The following is a 17,516-nucleotide window of genomic DNA, read 5'->3' as shown; positions in this document are numbered from 1 at the left end:
GCAACGCGCAAGCCCCGGCATGCCGGGGCTTGCGCTTGCTCGATTCGCCGCGCGTCAGTGAGGTCGCGGCTCAATTGCTGCGGTCCGCCGCCGCGGTGCGGTCAGAACTGCCAGCGCAGGCCGAGGTTGGCGTTGATGCTGTCCGCGTCCGAACGGGCGCGTTCGGCACCGACGTTGCCATACACCGAAAACGCCGCATTGATCTGGTAGCGCACCCCGACCGAGGCGCGCAGCGCCTGCTTGGCGACAGGCTCGCCGGCCACGTTGAAGCGGGCCTCCGGCAATCCGGTGAACCAGGCGGTGAAGTCGGTGGACGGGTTACCCAACAGCGAGCGGTACGCCAGCAGGCCATCGAAATCCCACTGGCCGCGGGTCAGCTGGCCGCGTACGCCCGCTTCGACGTATCCGGCGCGCAGGGTATCGCGGCCGGCGCTCAGTCCCAGGCCGGTGCGCGAGGTTTCCCCGAACGCGTCCTGGGTCTGGCTGACCACCCCGGCGGCGAGAAACGGCGACAGGCCTGCCTGCGGCATCAGACCGACTTCGGCGCGCAGCGACCAGTGGGTGTCGTGGCGGCGATTCTGCAGCCGTTCGCCGATGCTGCCCGCCTGCACATTGCGTTCGGTCTCCACATCGCTCATGCCGTACGAGCCGATGCCCGAAACGTAGGCCTGGCCGAGCGGTTGGTAGACATACGCGCTCATCGCATAGCGGTCCGCACGCAGGCGGCTGGCGGAGGCATCGATCTGCGCACGATCCTGGCCCGCGGTCACCGCCGCACCGACGATGGTGCCGGCGCCGCCCACCGGCAGATCCGCGCCAACGGTGGTGGCCTGCTGGGTGTAGTCGGCGGCGGCAAATCCGCTGCGGGTCAGGTCGCCATCCAGGTAGCTCCCCTGCATCCAGGTGGTCAGCGAGGTGGTGTCGGCGAGATAGGGCAGGCGATCGGCAGCGACCCGCGCGTCGTTGAGCGCGGACTGGAAGCCCAGCGTGCGTTCGATGCCATGCACCTGGCCGGCCAGGGTCGGCAGCGATGCGGCCACCTGTGCGTCGGAAGCGCCGATCAACGCACCGGTGGCGGTGATCAGCCCACCCAGGTTGTCGGTGTCGCCGGCGGCCACGCGGGTATCCAGTGCCTTGACCAGCGCATCGGCTTGCTTGGCGCCATTGACCACCGCCTGCGGCGCACCTGCCGCCTGCGCGCTGGCGGCGGAGGCATTGCGGGTCAGCGTGGCGGTCACCGAGGTGGGCGCGTAGCTGAGCGCAGCGGTCCAGAAGAAATTGTTGGCGTACTGCACGCGATCGAACGTGCCCAGCAGGGTTCCGGCGGTGACGATCCGTTCGCTGCCGCCGACGCTGTAGCCTGCCGCTTCGGGCAGCAACAGCAGGTTGCCCTTCAGACTGGCCTGGCCGGTCACGGTCAGCCCCTTGCCCAGTTCGATGGCCGTGGTACCGGTGGAATTGACCAGGCTATAGCCGCCGTTGATCACGCCGCCGCGCGATTCGAACGTGGCGGAGTTGAGCACGATCACGTCCGAGCGCAGGCTGCCGCTCAGCGACAGCACACCGTCGCTGACGCTGGTGCCGCCGCTGTAGGTGTTGCTGCCGCTCAGGGTGAGCCGGCCGGCACCGTTCTTGGTGAGCCCGCCGGGACCGGAGATGGCATTGCTGAAGGTGCTGTCGTAGCCGGCACCGACATTGGCCGCCCAGTTGCTGGCGAACTGCGCCGGCCCCTTGATCGCCTTGGCCGCATTGACCAGGCCCCAGCCGTACAACACATCCACGCCGGGGGCGCCCAGATCGGTAGCGGTGGTCAGCAAGGTCTGCTGCAGGTTGGAGGCGCTCATCCAGGGGTAGACGCCCAGCACCTGCGCCGCAACGCCGCTGACGGCCGCAGTGGAGAACGAAGTGCCGGCGACCTGGCCTTGCAGTTCGGTGCCGGCCAGCGCCGGCGCGGTGAAGCTGCCCGGCGCCACCAGGCACCACTGCGCGGCCGCGCCGCAATGATTGGAATAGCTGGTCAGACCCGCCGGGTTGCCTGCGCTGTCGACGTTGATTGCGCCCACTGCCAGCCAGTTGTTGCGCACGCTGGTCTCCTGGACCGGCGTGGCCGCCGGGTAGGCCGCCTCGTCCGCGCCGGCGTTGCCGGTGGCGGCCACGATCAGTGCGTCGGCCTGGACCAGCGGCGTCAGCGCGAAACGCCAGGCCAGGGCCGCATTCGCGCTGCCGGCGGCGTCGGCATACGATGCCCCGATCGACAGGTTGGCGATACGCGTGCCGGCAGCGGCCAGGTCCACCGCGGCGCGGCGCGTCTGCTGGGTACCGCAGGAATTTTCGGCGCAGATGCGCGCATACAACAGGTCGGCATCCGGCGCGATGCCGCCGGCGAAGCCCTCCTGGTCCGAACCTACCACCAGCGCAGAGATCACCGTCCCGTGGCCACGCAACGCGTTGGAGGAAGACTCTGGCGTTCCGGGGCTGGCGGTGTAGTCGGTGAAGCCATCGACCTTGCCGCTGAGCGGGGCGTAGCTTGCGTAGAGATTGTCGTCGAGGACCGCCACCTTGACACCCTGGCCCTTGGCGCCGGCCTGCTGCGCCAGATCGGCATTGATCGGAACCAGCAGATTGCTGCCCACGCCCTGATAGCGGGCGGGCGCCGGAGCCGGAGTCGGCGTGGTCCTGGGCAGAGGATCGGAGGTGGTCCCCGGCGTGGTGGGCGTCGTCGGGGGCGGCGTGGTGGGAGTGCTGGGAGCCGTCGGCGCCGGCCCGATCACGGTGCTCTGCGGCGGATCGTTACGCACATTGCCGCCACCACCGCCGCCACCGCAGGCGGTCAGGACGAGGCAGGAAGCGATGGTGGTTGCAAGAAGCGAGCGATTCATGGGCAGGTGATTCCGTTGATCAGGCGCACAGCGCTGGTTCGCGCAATGGGTCCCGGCATCGGCGGCGCGCCGTCCGGGCATTGGATGTCGTTGGTACGTGCGTCGACAGCGGCAGATCCGTCCCCTCGGACTGCCTCGGCTTGGCAACGTTATTGAACGCCGCCAGGTGTCGATCGCTTGCGGAATGTTTAACGGCACTGTCGCTCGACTCTGAAATATGAATGGACAGTTGTTATTCAGAGAGTTTCATGCACCGATAGGGCGTTTCGATTTAATCGATCATCAATCTCAATAAACGTTATTCAGCGATATCGCGTGTGAGTGAAAGAACAGCCGAACTCAAGCGGTATGCATCACTTTTTCGAACGGGCGGCTATCCTAAATGCGACGAAGCCCACATCACATAGGGGATTGCGTAGGCGATGTCGGTGCATTTCCGACAGCAGTCCGTGAAGTCCAGTTAGCTCTTCTGACAAGCTCTACCGGCCATCCGCTGCCGTTCGCCGGACGTTCGAAGTAGAGGGCGGAGATGATGTAGATAACAGTGGCGTACCGAAGGGGCACTGATTGACGGCAGCGTGCCTGGCTGTGCCGAATTCCTCGCTTGAGGCATGCTAATTGATATAAACGGGCATGGCCCTCTCATGAAATATATCGGGCCACGTTTTTAATATATTCGATGAGTATCGAATGCAGATCTTGATTTATATGCAAACGAAAACATGCTGGAATTCGTCGGAAATAGTCCAGTGGTGATTCTTGCCCGATGCTGCAGCCCGATCCGCCCACGTCGACGGCAAGGCTCGCGGGCGGGAGCGTAGTGGTCTCGTGCCGAGGCACCGTCACCCATCCGACGGCGCTGCGGCCCCGCCGCGAGCCCGGTGAAGGGAGGTCACGTCGCTTCAGAAGCGCATGGCAGCGGCGCCCGATGACTGCTTATGTGCGGCCTATCCGACGCAGCTGGGGGCGGGCACGGCAGTGATCACCGGCTCGCGATCCGCTGACCAGCCTGCCTGCGCCAGGCAGCGCCTTGGCCTCAGGACGGCGGCGGTATCGTCCACCCGCTGGCGCCGGCGCTCTTGCGCAGCAGCAGGTAATCGTCGCGGTGGGGCCCGTCGACCAGCCCCAGCCGAGCGCGTAGCTGCGCGGGTAGGTGCACGAAGGCCGACCGCCGCATCACCACATAGCACACTGGGGTGCGGTCGAGATGGCGCTGCAATGCCTCCACATCATGCAGCTCGATCGCCGCGCCACCGGAATAGAACTGCGCCGAAGCTGGGCGTTGGCGGAAATAGACCAGCCCCACCTGGGTGCGCAGGTCGGCCTGGTAGGCAGCCATGACCCCCTTCTGCGACTTGGTGTCTGCCTGGGGGGCCAGCGCGAGCACCGCGAACAGCACCAGGGTCGGCGCGACCATCGCCAGCGCTTCGGGAACGCCAGCGCATGGTCGCCGCAGGCGTTGGCGCCATATCTCGGCGGTGAGCAGGCCGAAGCCGACCACCCCCGGCAGGACATAGGTGGGGAGGATGTTGCCAGCCAGGGTGAAGAACGCAGCAGGGGCCAGCATCCAGCACAGCAGATACAGCGTCCAGCCATCGCCAGCGTTGAAGGGCGTGAGCGGCAGGGTCGCCTTGCGCCGCAGGAGTTGCCACAGCAGCCACGGCGACCAGGGCAGGGTGGCGGCGAGGGCGTACAGCCAGATGGTTCCGCGCGCGAACGCATGTGCCGATCCGTACCGATCCCCCGTCCATCCGCTGACGGTGGACCGGTAAACATGCTCGCCCAGCAGGAAGTAATGCAAGAATCCCGGCGTCTGGCGCTCCGCCGCCCAGTACCAGGGCAGCACCAGCGCAGCGGTCAGCAGCAGGCCGCCCCGCCACGGCAGGCGCTCGCGCAGTTGCCGGACGCGGCCGGTGAGCAGGGCCCAGCCGAGGATCGGCGCGAGCGTCAGTACGGTGGCCACCGGGCCCTTGGCCAGCAGGCCGATCGCCAGGCCGAGAAAGAACAGGTAGCCCCAGCGGCCGGATCCTCCGGTGAGCGTCAGCCAGCAGGCAACCATCGCAAGCGTGGTTCCCGCCACCATGGCCGGATCGGTCATGACCCCGCCGGCACTCACCAACATCAGCACGCAGCTCGCAACCACCAGGCTTGCGCGCAGCCCATGGTCCGCGCCGTGCCGCCTCGCCGCGACCAGATAGGCCAGCCAGCAGATCAGCACCCCCATCAGCAACGACGGCAGACGCGCCGCGAACTCGGTGACGCCGAGCAGCCGGTAGGAGATCGCCGTCAACCAGACCGACAGCGGCGGCTTACCCCAGAACGGCACGCCGTAATCGATCTGCGGAACGATCCACTGACCGGTTTCGAGCATTTTTCTGGCCATCTCGCCGTAGCGTGCTTCGGTGGTATCGGTCAATGGATACATACCCAGCGTCAGCAGGCGGATCAGCAACGTGGCCGCCAATGCTGCATACAGGCGTTGGCGCATGCCCGGCCACCTCATGGTGCCGCCCTTCCATCCGCTGCACGCCCACTGGCCTGGGTCGGGTGGAACTCGCTGACCAGATACAGCGGCCGATGCTTGGTTTCGATGAACATCCGGCCGAGGTACTCACCGAGAACGCCAAGGCACAACAGCTGCGCGCCGCCCAGCAGCATCAACGCCACCATCAGGCTCGGATAGCCATGCACGGTATCGCCGAGCAGCAGTGTCTTGATGACGACCACGCCTGCGTAAACGAATGCCAACAGCGCGCACAGCACACCGGCATAGCTGGCCACTTTCAACGGCGCGATGGTGAAGGACGTAATGCCTTCGGGCGCGAAGTTCCACAGCCGCCAATAATTCCACTTGCTGTGTCCGGCATGGCGGGGCGCGCGCCGGTAAGTGATCTGCAGCTTCGGATACCCGATCCACGCATACAGCCCTTTCGTGAAACGGTTGCACTCGCCGAGCTGGCGCATGCTGTCGATTGCACGGCGACTGAGCAACCGAAAATCGCCGACGTCGGGACTGATCGGCACCGTGCTCAGCCGCCCGATCACGCGATAGAACAGGTGCGCCGTGCCGCGTTTGAGTGCGGTCTCGCCGTCGCGCACGCTGCGCTTCATCTCCACCTGATCGTAGCCTTGTCGCCACGCCGCCACCATCTGCCCGATCAGCTCCGGCGGATCCTGCAGATCGGCATCGATGATCACCACGGCATCGCCACGGACATGATCCAGGCCAGCCGCCATCGCGATCTCCTTGCCGAAATTGCGGCTCAGCGTCAGCACGCCGACCCGAGGATCCTCGCGACCGAGCTGCCTCAGAATGCTGGCGCTGCCATCGCCGCTGCCATCGTCGACATACAACAGCTCCACTTCCAGCCCGAGCGACTGCACGGCATGGCGCAATCGTTGGTGAAAAACGAGCAGACCGTCCTGCTCGTCATGGACCGGAATCAAGACTGATAACAGGGCCGCTGACCGCGGTGGCGGCAGACCATCGCCAGGAATGTCTCCGGGTTGCGCTGAAAGCCCGGGAATGCACTGCGAATCGAACGGCCGTGCGGAAGTTTGCGAGGAAAATTGAGAAAGCCGCGAAGCGGGATCCGGCATCGGTGAGCGCATTGATAGTACATAGGGAGCCGAAAAAACGGCGACCTCGACAGTGTCCGAAACAGCCGGTAAGCAGTTCTCGGCCAGCTCTCAGGCTGGTGTTAAGCCATGCCTCCCATACACGGATTCCTGTTGCACGCTTCTGCCTATGTCCTGCATGAAGGTTCTCATTGTTGAAGATCAACCCGACATCGCCGCCAATATCTGGGATTTCCTGGAATACCGTGGCTACCAGGTGGACCATGCCGCAGACGGCCTGGCCGCACTGGCGCATGCCACGCGCCATCGTTTCGATGTCATCGTGCTCGACCTGGGCCTGCCCCGGCTCAATGGCCTGGATCTATGCCGGCGCATGCGCCAGGCCGGATGCGCCACACCGGTGCTGATGCTCACCGCACGCGACACCTTGGACGAAAAACTTCGCGGATTTGCCGAAGGTGCCGACGACTACATGGTCAAACCTTTCGACCTGGAGGAGCTCGAAGCCCGCGTCCGGGTGCTGCATCGGGCCAGGCAGGTAGGCACGCAACGCGAACTCATCGCAGGACCGTTGCGCTTCGACTGCGATGCGATGCTGGCAAGCCGCGAAGGCAAACGCGTGGCGCTGACGCGCGCCCAGGCACGCATTCTGGAGACCTTGATGCGGCGCTCGCCAGGCGTCGTGCATCAGCAGCACCTCATCGAATGCGTCTGGCCGCATCGGGGGGGCGATGCCGCGGCGCTGCATACCCATGTCTACGAGTTACGCAATCTTGTCGACAAGCCGTTCCGGGAGCGGCTGATCCAGAACGTGCATGGCGTCGGATACCGTTTGCTGGCGAAGGCTGATGACACCTGTGCGTGACCTACGCAGTGGCCGCGAAACTCGGCGACACCGGGCGGCCCCGTTGCTGCGGCGACAGGCTGATCGGTCTATCGGCGGGCCTGCCGTCCCGGCTGGGAGCGGTCAGCAAGACCGTGCGGGCAGGTCCCGGGCTGGTGCGGACGGCGTGTAGGACCGCGATGTATGGGTGTTACATGGCGACTGCGGGTATCGGCCGCGCCCGTTTGGCAGCCGCGAACGGGTTCTGTCAGCCGTTCTGGAACTGCGCATCACCGGGGGCGGATGGATATGGGTGGGCATGTCGTCTTTCGAAGGCGAGCGAGGCGATCCACCAAGCGTGTTCATGACCGGTCTGCTCGGTGTGGCAAACCTGCAGATCGCGTTCCTGGATGAAATGTCGACATGCCGCCAAGCAATGTCGCCGCTCGATCTGCCTTCCGGTTGCCGGCGCTGGCTTCGCGTGATCCAGAGCCATCCGCACTCCCGTCACGTGCAAGCTGCCAGCATCGGCCGCGTGTTTCGCCATCGATGTACCGAGTTCGCCATGACTGCATCCGTTCCGACCCGCGTCTGGGTCATTCATCCATTGCATGCCGCCGTACTCGGCGGCATGTGGCCATTGTTCCTCGGCGCACTGGCAAGCGATTACGCTTACTGGAGCAGCTATCAGATCCAGTGGAGCAACTTCGCCTCCTGGCTGCTGGTCGGCGCAATGGTGCTGACCACGCTCGCACTGGTGTGTGCGCTGGTCGGGCTGGCGCGCGGCAGCCGCAATGTGATCTACCTGATCGCGCTGGTCGCCACCTGGGTGGCAGGTTTCTTCGACGCCCTGCATCACGCACGCGACGCCTGGGCGATCATGCCTGCGGCCCTGACCCTGTCGGCGATTGCAACGCTGTTCGCGCTGGTTGCCACCTGGGCCGGGCTGTCCGGCCTGCGTGTCGGGGGTGCACGATGAATCGCTATCTGCAGATGATCAGCCTGTCGACGCTGGCCGTGGCGCTTGCCGCGTGCACCAGGGCGCCGGACCTCGATCAGCTCGGTGCCACGCCGGAGCTGCCCGCACCCGAACGCGGCGTGCTGCCGGACATGACCATCGCCGAGCCAACGGCGTGGGGCGAGCGCACGCCGAGCGTGCCGGCGGGTTACCGCATCACCGCCATTGCCCGCGATCTGGGCATCCCACGCCAGACCCTGGTATTGCCCAACGGCGACATCCTGGTCGCCGAAGGCCGCGGCGGATCGGCGCCCAAGCTCAAGCCCAAGGACATCATCGCCGGTCCCATCAAGGCCAAGGGCACCACCCAGGTCAAGAGCGGCAATCGCCTGACATTGCTGCGTGATGCCGACGGCGACGGCACCTACGAACTGAAAACCGTGTTCGCCGACAAGCTCAACGCGCCTTATGGGCTCGCCTTGGTCGGCAACGCGCTCTACGTGGCCAACCAGGATGCGCTGGTGCGCTTTGCCTATCGCGAAGGCCAGACCAAGGCCGATGGTGCGCCGAGCAAGGTCACCGATCTGCCGTCGGCCATCAATCACCACTGGACCAAGGCACTCACCGCCAGTGCCGATGGCCGTTACCTGTACGTCGGCATCGGCTCCAACAGCAACATCACCGAACGTGGCATGGTTGCCGAAGTGGACCGCGCACAGGTCTGGCAGGTGGATGCGGCCACTGGCGCGCACAAGGCTTACGCCACCGGACTGCGCAATCCCACTGCTTTGACCATCCAGCCGGGAACCGGGGCGCTATGGGCCGTGGTCAACGAACGCGACGAGATCGGCCCGAACCTGGTGCCCGATTACCTGACCTCGGTACGCGAAGGCGGGTTCTACGGGTGGCCATACAGCTACTGGGGCAAGCATGTGGACACGCGAGTGATGCCGCAGGATCCGGCCAAGGTTGCCTCGGCGATCACGCCGGACTATGCGCTGGGCTCGCACGTGGCGGCGTTGGGCGTTGCGTTCTCGTCGGCGGCAATGGGCGCAACCTTCGCCGACGGGGTGTTCGTCGGCGAACACGGCAGCTGGAACCGCAATCCGCAGGTCGGTTACAAGGTGGTGTTCGTGCCGTTCCGCGACGGCCGGCCGGCTGGCGCGCCGGTGGACTTCGTCTCCGGCTTCCTGGGAGAAGATGGCAAGACCCGCGGCCGCCCGGTGGGAGTGACCGTGGATCCGCGCGGCGCGCTGATCGTGGCCGACGACCTGGCCAACATCATCTGGCGGGTGACACCGGAGGCGGCAGCTGCCGCGACCGCAGCGCAGTCCGCTCGCTGAAGCACGCGCCCCCATAGGGAAACAAGGCCCAGCGGGGGCGCTGCATGCAATGCGGCCCTCTCGCTCCCACCGCTGGATGCGCTGCTTCACGCACTGTCTGGGGGGGCGACGTTCACTGCGGTGCGGCCGCCTGCATTTGCTCGTTCGTCCCGGGGACGACGGCACCACGCCGGCATCCGCGGCACAGGCGGTTACCGAGCGCTTGGTGCTCAACGGCGTGCGGCATTGGCGTTGAGCGCGGGAACGCGCGCGGCCCAGGGGTGCGCGCGCTCCAGCTGCGCGGCCAGGGCCAGCAGCGTGGTTTCCTCGCCGAAGCGCGCAGCGAAGTGCGCGCCGATCGGCAGCCCGGCAGGGCTCCAGTACAGCGGTACCGACATCGCCGGCTGACCACTCGCGTTGAACAACGCGGTGAACGGGCAATAGCTGTGGAAGTCCTCGATCAGCTGCGCGAAGGTGATGGTCTCATCGAACGCATCCAGCGATCCCAGTCGCGGCGGTTCGCGGGTGAGGGCGGGGGTGAGGATCAGGTCGTAATGCACCAGCATGGATGCCAGCCGGCGGCCCAGCGCATGGATCGCGGCGACTGCCGCGGCATAGCGCGCACCGCTGGCCTGGCCCTTTTCGCGCAGGATCACACGGGTGCGCGGCTCCAGTTCGGCGTCGGCGATCGGCGCACCGCGTAGCTGCCCCAGCATGTCCAGGTAGCTGCGCGTACTCGGTCCGATGATGTCGAACAGCTGATCCAGCAGAGCCGGCAGATCTACCGGCAGCCGTGCCGGCTCGACGTGATGGCCAAGACGGCTGCACAGCTCGGCCGAATGGCGTACGGCTGCCAATGCGTGTGGCCCGGTCGGCCAGGGAGCCAGGTGTTCGACCAAGGCAATGCGCAGCGGACCGGGATCGCGTTCGACCGCCGCCAGGAACGGCGCCTGTTGCGTCGGCGCGGCGTAGGGCGCGCCGAGATCGGCCCCCGCCGTGGCATCCAGCAGCGCGGCGCTGTCGCGCACCGAGCGGGTGATCGCATGATCGATGCTCATGCCCGCCCAACCTTCACCGATCAGCGGCCCGCACGGCATCCGGCCACGGCTGGGTTTGAGCCCGAACACGCCGCAACACGAGGCCGGCACCCGCAGCGAGCCGCCGCCATCGTTGCCGTGTGCGAACGGCACCGCCCGCGCGGCCACCAGCGCTGCCGCACCGCCGCTGGAGCCGCCGGCGCTGCGCGTGATGTCCCACGGGTTGGCGGTTGCGCCGAAGCGCGTGGACTCGGTGGTGTAGGAGGTTCCGAACTCCGGCGAGGTGGTGGTGCCGAGGAACACGCAGCCGGCGCGGCGCAGTCGCGCCACCACTTCGCAATCCAGGTCGGCGCGGGCTTCGCCCTGCGCCAGCGAGCCGTTAGCCATGCGCGCTCCGCGCAGCGGCGAGAACAGATCCTTGATCAAGGTCGGCACCCCCGCCAGCGCGCCCTGGGTCGCTGCCGGCAGGCGGGCGGCGGCGCGCGCCTGCTCGTAGAGCGTCTCGGCGACCGCGTTCAGTGCGCCCACGCGTTCAAGGCGCGCGATCGCGGCGTCGGCCAGTTCCAGCGGCCGGATTTCCCCGCGTCTGACCAACGCTGCCAACGCCACGCCGTCGTGGCTGTCCAACAGTGCATCGATGTCGTGCATCACGCCGTTACCTCGCTTGCGAATCGGTGGAAAATACAGACGCCCGGTGGCGCAGCGACGCCACCGTCCACAGCACGGCGATCGCAAACGCGGCAGCGGCAGCAAGCCGGATCGCGCCGTGCAGACCGTCGCCTGCCGGCACCAGCGCGGCGATCAGCAGCGGGCTGGCGAATTGACCCAGATACAGGCTGGAGGTGAATCCACCCATGCCGCGGCCACGCACCCGTCGCGGCAGTGCGTTCATGACCGGCGTCATCGCATTGGGAACCAGCAAGCCTGCGCCAAGGCCATGCACGCCGACCGCCACCAGCACCTGCGCATAGGTCTGCGCGCCGGCCAACAGCCACAGCCCCAGTGCGAGCAGCGCCAGCAGCGCGGCATTGGTTGCAGGAATTCCGAGCAGGCGACGCAGCAGCGGCCACAGCAGCGAGCCGCCCAGTGTGGTCAGCAACCCGAGTCCGGCAGACAGGCCGATCAGCGTGCTCGAACTCACTCCCAAACCGACCAGCAGCGCTGGCGTCTGCACCGGCACGATGAAGCTGAGCAGCATGCCGAAGAACACCAGCAGGTAGCCGACCACCAGGGTCGAAGCGTCGACCGTTGCGTCCGCGTCCATTGCTGCCGGCGGCGCATGGCGCGCTGCCGGTTCCCACAGCACCCGCAGCATCGCCGGCACCAGCAGTAGCGGAAGCAGGTAGAGGTAGAACGGCGTGCGCCATCCGTACTCGCCCAGCACCCCGCCGACGACGAAGAACAGCGAGCCGATCAGCGCGATGCAGATCACCTGCAGATTGATGTAGCGAAGCCTGCGCTCGCCGTGCCAGTAATCGGCGATCAGGGTGGTGCAGCAGGTCATCACCGCCGCTTCGGCACAGCCGAACAACAGCCGTGCCCCGACGATGCTGCTCAGCTCAGACAGCAACGCCGGCAAGACGCCGAGCAGTGCATAGGCCAGCGTGGCCAGCACCAGCAGCCCCTTGCGTCCAAGGCGATCGGCCAACCCGCCGGCAACCGGTGCGAACACCGCGATCGCCAGCGCCGGCCCGGTGATCACCAACGGCACCAGCAGGTTGGCCTGTGGATCGACAGGACCGAACTCGGCGCCCAGCTTGGGCAGCACGGGCGCGATCATCGCCGCGCCCACCACGGTCAGGCTGCTGCCGAGCAGCAGTACCGCCCCCTGTGTACGGCCAGCCTGACGTAGCGGGTTTCCGACGCGGTCGGTGGAATTCGCACTGGAGGTCGTCATGATTGGCCGCCCGCAGGGCGCTTGCCGTGCGCGCGGCAAACGGCGCTGCGAGGCAGCGCAGGCGCACGCAGCGAAGGTGCGGAACCACAACCGTGCTGGGACATTGGTGATTTCTCGCGTCGGAACGACCGCTCCAACCTATGCGAAACCCGTCCCGCGCCGTTATCCAGAATCGGCAATTTCCCGCGCCGCGCGTGGTCGCCGGTGCGGGAGGCGGGGCGTCACCGCAGCGGCAGTCCCAGCGCTTGCCGCCGCGTCTGCGAGGGGCTCTGGCCGAACAGTTGCCGGTACTCGCCCGCGAACCGGCTCGGATGCCAGAAGCCCCAGGCTGCCGCAATGTCCTGCACCGTGCGGCCCGGCCCCTCGCTGGCCAGCGCCCGGCGCACCTGGTTCAGGCGCAGGGCACGCAGGTAGGCCACCGGAGTGATGCCGATGCTGTTCTGGAAGCAGTACTGCAGCTTGCGACGGCTGGCCCCGACGTGCCTGCAAAGCTCCAATATCGTCGGCGCGTGTTCGGCATGCGCCAACGCATACTCGCGTGCGCGGTCGACCAGCCGCTTGCTGGCGCTGGGGTGCAACGGCGCGCCTGCAGCGGGATCGAGCAAGTCCAGCACCACCTGCAGCAGACGGTCGCGCATGCTGCGCCGAACCACCGCATGCGTGTTCATCGCTGCAGACAGCGCCTGCGTATCGAACAGGTCCTGGCTGACCGCCAGCAATGGCTGCAGGGTAGCTGGACACCGCCGATGCAGGGTGAGGGTGCGCAGCCCCCGGCGGTCGCGCTGTTCTTCCAGCAAGTCGTCCACCAGCGTCCGTTCGATCGCAAGCACCAACACCTCCACCTGGGCGGGCGTGTGCAGTTCGGGCAATCCATGGTCTGGCGTCACCAGCAGGCAGGGATCCTGGTGACAGTGGCCTTCGCAATACATCCGCATGTCGCTGCCACGCAGCGGCAGGCTGACCACCAAGGCACCGGGCCAGGCCTCGCCGCGCTTGCGCATGGCCCGATTGGCGCGGTCGCGGATCACCTGCAGCCCTTCGAACTGCAGCGTATCCAGATGGCCGGCGAAGCATCCGTCGCTGGTCTGATCGTAGCGGAGCTGCCAGCCCGGCAGGGCGAGGGCGTGCGCCTCCACCGAGGGGGTGCTGATGCGCTGGATCATGGCAACAGAAACGGAACTGGCTGACATGGCAGGTCCCGGATGAACGAAGATCGCCAGGCGCTGTCGGCACCAAGCGACCGGGCAGCGACCTCGACAGTCGCTACTGTTGCACGAAGAGGCCGCGTCTGCGCACCGCAGTGCAGCAAGGCAGGATGCCGCTGCCGCACGCGCAAAGGGATCTACAGGTGATCTTTCCAATACTGGAAAGCCCCGCAATGCGGGGCTTGGGTGAGCGATCCGCTCACAGGGACAACACCACGTCTCACCGGCCGGATCAGGGTAGATCGCACTTGATCTTGGCGTCCACGTAATAGGGCTTGGGCACATCCGGATTGGTGCTGGTCTTTTCGAACACCACCTCGAACGACGCCATGTCCACCTTGCCCTGACGGCTTTGGCAGGCCTCCTGCAGCTTTTTCTTGACCGCGGCGATGCCGGCATCGCGGTTGGCGCCATCGGCGCTGTTGGTCAGATTGGCCACCTCTGCGAATGCCGACGGGCTCAGTCCGAGCAGGCATCCGACAAGCACCGCGCTGTGCAACTTCTTCATACGATCTCCTTCGCAATATCCTTGAATGCAGTGACGTCCAGCGCGCAGCGCGCAGGCTGCACGCGCCGCCAGCATAGGCATGCCACGTTAAGACGTCGTGCGGGCAGGGGCTCGCCCACGCAGCCCGGCTCACTGCGTCAGGCGCAGCGTTGCCCAGGCAAGCACGGCGTAGCGGCCGGTCTTGGCGACCGCCACCAGTGGCACGAACACCCGCAAGGGCTCGCGAATCACGCCGGCAGCCAACGTCAGCGGATCGCCGACGATCGGCATCCAGCTGAGCAGCAACGACCACCTGCCGTACTTGCCGTACCACCGCTGGGCGCGTTGCAAGGCACGCGGCGAGGCGGGAAACCAACGCCGCTGCTGGAAGCGCAGCGCCTGACGACCGATCCACCAGTTGATCAACGACCCCAGTACGTTGCCCAGGCTTGCGACCAGCACCAGCCCGACGACCGAACCTCCGCTCGCGACCAGGGCGACCAGCGCCGCTTCGGACTGCGCAGGCAGCAGGGTGGCGGCGATCAGCGAGAGCGCGAACAGCCAGAAGTAGTTCAAGCAGCCGCCTTGCGTCCTGACGGGCGAGACGTCTGCGACCGATCGGCTGGCCTCACGGCAAGGCCAGCTGCGTCACCGCGCTGCCTACGTGTCTGCTGCCGTTGCGCACCTGCGACCGATGGATGCTCTTTGCTTCGCCGAGGGCATCGTTCGATGGGATCTCTCCGATCCGGAGCCTGCCGTTCATCTGTCTTCGCGCGCGTCTTGATCGGGTTCGATGATAATGGAGACGTGACGCATCCATCGGCACCGATGGACAGACCGGCGCAGCGCTTCGGATAAGGGCGACAGCGCCACCAGGCCAGGTCTCGACGAGGAGCACGCATGATAGCTGCTGCAGGACAACCGCCCGACGCCGAGCGTGGGCCGACCACTGGCGGTGACGAACGGGGTACGGGCTGCGGCATGCAGCCCGGTAGCGCCTGGCAAGACGGCCGCTGGCACAACGAGCCGAGGATCCATCGCATCCTGGATGGCGATGTGCTCGAGGTCGTCACCGACGAAGGCAGCGATTTCTGGCGCGAAACCCACTATGGCTTCACGCGCGACAGCGGGCATTTTCTTGGCATGACGGCCACGGCCGGCTTCACCTGCCAGTTGCGCATCCGCGGCAGCTTCGATCGGCTCTACGACCAGGCCGGCCTGATGATTCGCATCGATGAGCGCCGCTGGATCAAGGCGGGAATCGAATTCAGCGATGGGCGCGCGATGCTCGGCAGCGTCCTTACCGACGGCAGGTCCGACTGGGCGAGTGGCCCATACGAGGCCGATCCGTCGGACTTCTGGTTGCGCGCCACGCTCGAACATGGCGTGCTGCGGCTGCAGGCGTCCAACGACGGCAAGCACTGGCCGCTGGTACGACTGTGCCCGTTTCCGACTGCCACACGTTATCTGGTCGGCCCGATGACCTGCACCCCGGAACGGCAGGGATTGACGGTCCGTTTCTCCGACTGGACGCTGGGCCCGGTGCTGGGCAAGGAGCTTCACGACCTGTCGTGAGTGCACCACGTCGCCTTTGCGCACATGCTGCGCAAAGGCGTGCGGATCATCGACGCATCTGCATGCTCCGGCGCGCGCAGCAAGGCGCCACGCGCATTGCCTTGTCCGACGCTCAGAAGTAGCGCAGCCAGGCCAGGTCGCGTCTGCGCGCCTTCAGACGCGCGAAGGCGCGGGTAGGCAGATACAGCACCAGGACCAGCATCGCTGCGGTCAGCCACAACATGCCGACACTGTCCATGCCGTAGTAGCGACCGTGATTGGTGCCGAACGCGGCCACCGCAGCCAGGTACATGAGCTTCAACACATACAGGTGCAGCACGTAGAAGAACATCGGCGCGGCGCCGAAGTCGATGACGGGCGTCAGCATGCGCGCGACGCCTGGTGCCTCGTAGGCGCGCAGCAACAGCAGGCCGATGCCCACGGTGAACAGCACGAACAGCAACGAAGGCGGGTATTTGGTGAGGTTGAAGAAGCTCATCACTGCGGTGAGCGCGTCGGCATCGTGCTGCCAGGGTGCATCGCCGTAGACATTGATCACGCGCAACGCCACGAATGCCGCGAGCATGCTCCAACCGGCGCGGACCAGCCGCCGGCGGCGTTGCGCGGGTGTGGTGTCGCGGCCGAACCAGGGGCCAAGCACATAGCCCAGCGCGATGATGCCGATCCAGGGCAATACCGGATACGAGCTTCGCACCGGAATGCCGCCCAGCTCGAACCAGCTGCGGTCGTGCAGGATCGCCCACAACACGTGGAATGCGGTGCCGTCGGTGGCGGTGATGCCGTCGAGCAGATTGTGGCCGGCGATGATGACCACCGCGACCGCCGCCAGGGCCGCGCGCGGTAGCCACAACAGCAGCGACAAGGCCAGCATGCTCACCCCGATCGCCCAGATCACCTGCAGATAGAACACGGTGGGCGGCACCTGGAAATTCCACCCGATATTGACCACGGTCATTTCCAGCACGATCAGGAACAAGCCGCGCTTGAACAGGAACAGGCTGGTGGCCTTGCGCGGATCGGACTGGCGGCTGCCATACAGCCATGCCGACAGGCCGGTGAGCAGCACGAACACAGGGGCGCAGAGATGCGCCAGCACCCGCGACACGAACAACCCGGGTTCGACCTGATCCAGATCGACCGGATCGGCCAGTTGGCGATGCAGGTAGAACGTGTCGCGCACATGGTCCAGCAGCATGATCAGGATCACCGTTCCGCGCAGGGCGTCGATGGAGGTCAGACGTGTGGCAGTGACGGAATTGGAAGACATCGATACCCCTTGCGGCGATGTCATAACATAACAGAGTGACCTAAGCGGCGGCCAGCAGCACTGCGGCGTGCAGGCCGGCACGCGTGCTGGACGCACCTGCGGTGCGCGTGTCGCAGGTCGCGGGCGAGGTCGCCGAATTCCTGGGCGGCGACTGATACCCGGCAGGGTGCGGCGCCGTCTGCACTGGATCCGTGGGCACATCCTGGTATCGTTATAAAATAACATTGACAGGGTTCGCGAGATGCGTCATCACGAGTGCGTTTTGCACCGCCGTTCCGCGCAGGCCGCGCCGGTCGGCGGTGTCAAGCCGCGAGCACGGCAGCACAGCCATTGGTTCGATCGAGCCGGCGCGCGCGCCGGGCAGGGCTCTGCATCACGCGATGGCGGTGCCCGCACGGGGCGACTGGCCTATCTCCGGGGCTGCGAACGCTGCAGTAGCGCCCGCCCTGCGAAGCCGCAGGGCGGACGTGCGGCCTTGAATCCGCGC

Annotated in this window: 13 protein-coding genes; 4 read left to right on the top strand and 9 right to left on the bottom strand. The window is 66.4% G+C overall.

What is annotated here, in order from left to right; all coding sequences use genetic code 11:
• Positions 1–101: 101 nt before the first annotated feature.
• The 3 genes from LL964_RS01485 to LL964_RS01475 all read right to left on the bottom strand — a co-directional run bounded on the left by LL964_RS01485 (position 102) and on the right by LL964_RS01475 (position 6,326).
• The gene (locus tag LL964_RS01485; protein WP_104587107.1) at positions 102–2,879 is read right to left on the bottom strand and encodes a S8 family peptidase; all 2,778 of its coding nucleotides are present in this window, start codon (positions 2,877–2,879) and stop codon (positions 102–104) included.
• A 1,036-nt stretch (positions 2,880–3,915) separates the two neighbouring features.
• Positions 3,916–5,367 (bottom strand): ArnT family glycosyltransferase, encoded by a 1,452-nt coding sequence (locus LL964_RS01480; RefSeq protein WP_208621424.1) that lies wholly within the window; start codon positions 5,365–5,367, stop codon positions 3,916–3,918.
• A gap of 11 nt (positions 5,368–5,378) precedes the next feature.
• A complete protein-coding gene (locus LL964_RS01475; protein WP_228329360.1) occupies positions 5,379–6,326 on the bottom strand; it encodes a glycosyltransferase family 2 protein in 948 nt (315 codons plus the stop codon).
• A gap of 205 nt (positions 6,327–6,531) precedes the next feature.
• On the opposite strand from LL964_RS01475, the gene LL964_RS01470 reads away from it, so the two are divergent.
• The 3 genes from LL964_RS01470 (at position 6,532) to LL964_RS01460 (ending at position 9,582) form a co-directional block, all read left to right on the top strand.
• Positions 6,532–7,323 carry a response regulator transcription factor gene (locus LL964_RS01470; protein ID WP_228329359.1) on the top strand — a complete coding sequence of 264 codons (792 nt, stop codon included), beginning with the start codon at positions 6,532–6,534 and terminating at the stop codon, positions 7,321–7,323.
• A gap of 523 nt (positions 7,324–7,846) precedes the next feature.
• A complete protein-coding gene (locus LL964_RS01465) occupies positions 7,847–8,260 on the top strand; it encodes a hypothetical protein (protein WP_104587182.1) in 414 nt (137 codons plus the stop codon).
• The gene (locus tag LL964_RS01460; RefSeq protein ID WP_104587103.1) at positions 8,257–9,582 is read left to right on the top strand and encodes a PQQ-dependent sugar dehydrogenase; all 1,326 of its coding nucleotides are present in this window, start codon (positions 8,257–8,259) and stop codon (positions 9,580–9,582) included. Before LL964_RS01465 ends, LL964_RS01460 begins: the two co-directional genes overlap by 4 nt.
• 209 nt (positions 9,583–9,791) lie before the next feature.
• Here the strand turns inward: LL964_RS01460 and LL964_RS01455 are convergent, their stop codons facing one another.
• From LL964_RS01455 to LL964_RS01435, 5 genes are all read right to left on the bottom strand, one after another.
• Positions 9,792–11,246, bottom strand: coding sequence for an amidase (locus tag LL964_RS01455; protein WP_104587102.1), 1,455 nt, complete (start codon positions 11,244–11,246; stop codon positions 9,792–9,794).
• 7 nt (positions 11,247–11,253) lie between these two features.
• Positions 11,254–12,495, bottom strand: coding sequence for an MFS transporter (locus LL964_RS01450; protein ID WP_104587181.1), 1,242 nt, complete (start codon positions 12,493–12,495; stop codon positions 11,254–11,256).
• A gap of 221 nt (positions 12,496–12,716) precedes the next feature.
• Positions 12,717–13,685, bottom strand: coding sequence for a helix-turn-helix domain-containing protein (locus tag LL964_RS01445; RefSeq protein WP_208621423.1), 969 nt, complete (start codon positions 13,683–13,685; stop codon positions 12,717–12,719).
• A gap of 247 nt (positions 13,686–13,932) precedes the next feature.
• The gene (locus LL964_RS01440) at positions 13,933–14,208 is read right to left on the bottom strand and encodes a hypothetical protein (RefSeq protein ID WP_104587100.1); all 276 of its coding nucleotides are present in this window, start codon (positions 14,206–14,208) and stop codon (positions 13,933–13,935) included.
• A gap of 129 nt (positions 14,209–14,337) precedes the next feature.
• Positions 14,338–14,763: a YqaA family protein gene (locus LL964_RS01435; protein ID WP_104587099.1), complete on the bottom strand. Its 426-nt coding sequence runs from the start codon at positions 14,761–14,763 to the stop codon at positions 14,338–14,340.
• Between the two features lie 405 nt (positions 14,764–15,168).
• On the opposite strand from LL964_RS01435, the gene LL964_RS01430 reads away from it, so the two are divergent.
• Positions 15,169–15,762, top strand: coding sequence for a DUF1349 domain-containing protein (locus tag LL964_RS01430; protein WP_208621429.1), 594 nt, complete (start codon positions 15,169–15,171; stop codon positions 15,760–15,762).
• Positions 15,763–15,874: 112 nt separating this feature from the next.
• Here the strand turns inward: LL964_RS01430 and LL964_RS01425 are convergent, their stop codons facing one another.
• Positions 15,875–17,029, bottom strand: coding sequence for an acetyltransferase domain-containing protein (locus LL964_RS01425; protein WP_228329358.1), 1,155 nt, complete (start codon positions 17,027–17,029; stop codon positions 15,875–15,877).
• Positions 17,030–17,516 lie beyond the last annotated feature (487 nt).

The organism is Xanthomonas melonis (assembly GCF_020783655.1).
GTDB lineage: Bacteria > Pseudomonadota > Gammaproteobacteria > Xanthomonadales > Xanthomonadaceae > Xanthomonas > Xanthomonas melonis.
This window is presented reverse-complemented; position numbering and strand designations above follow the sequence as displayed.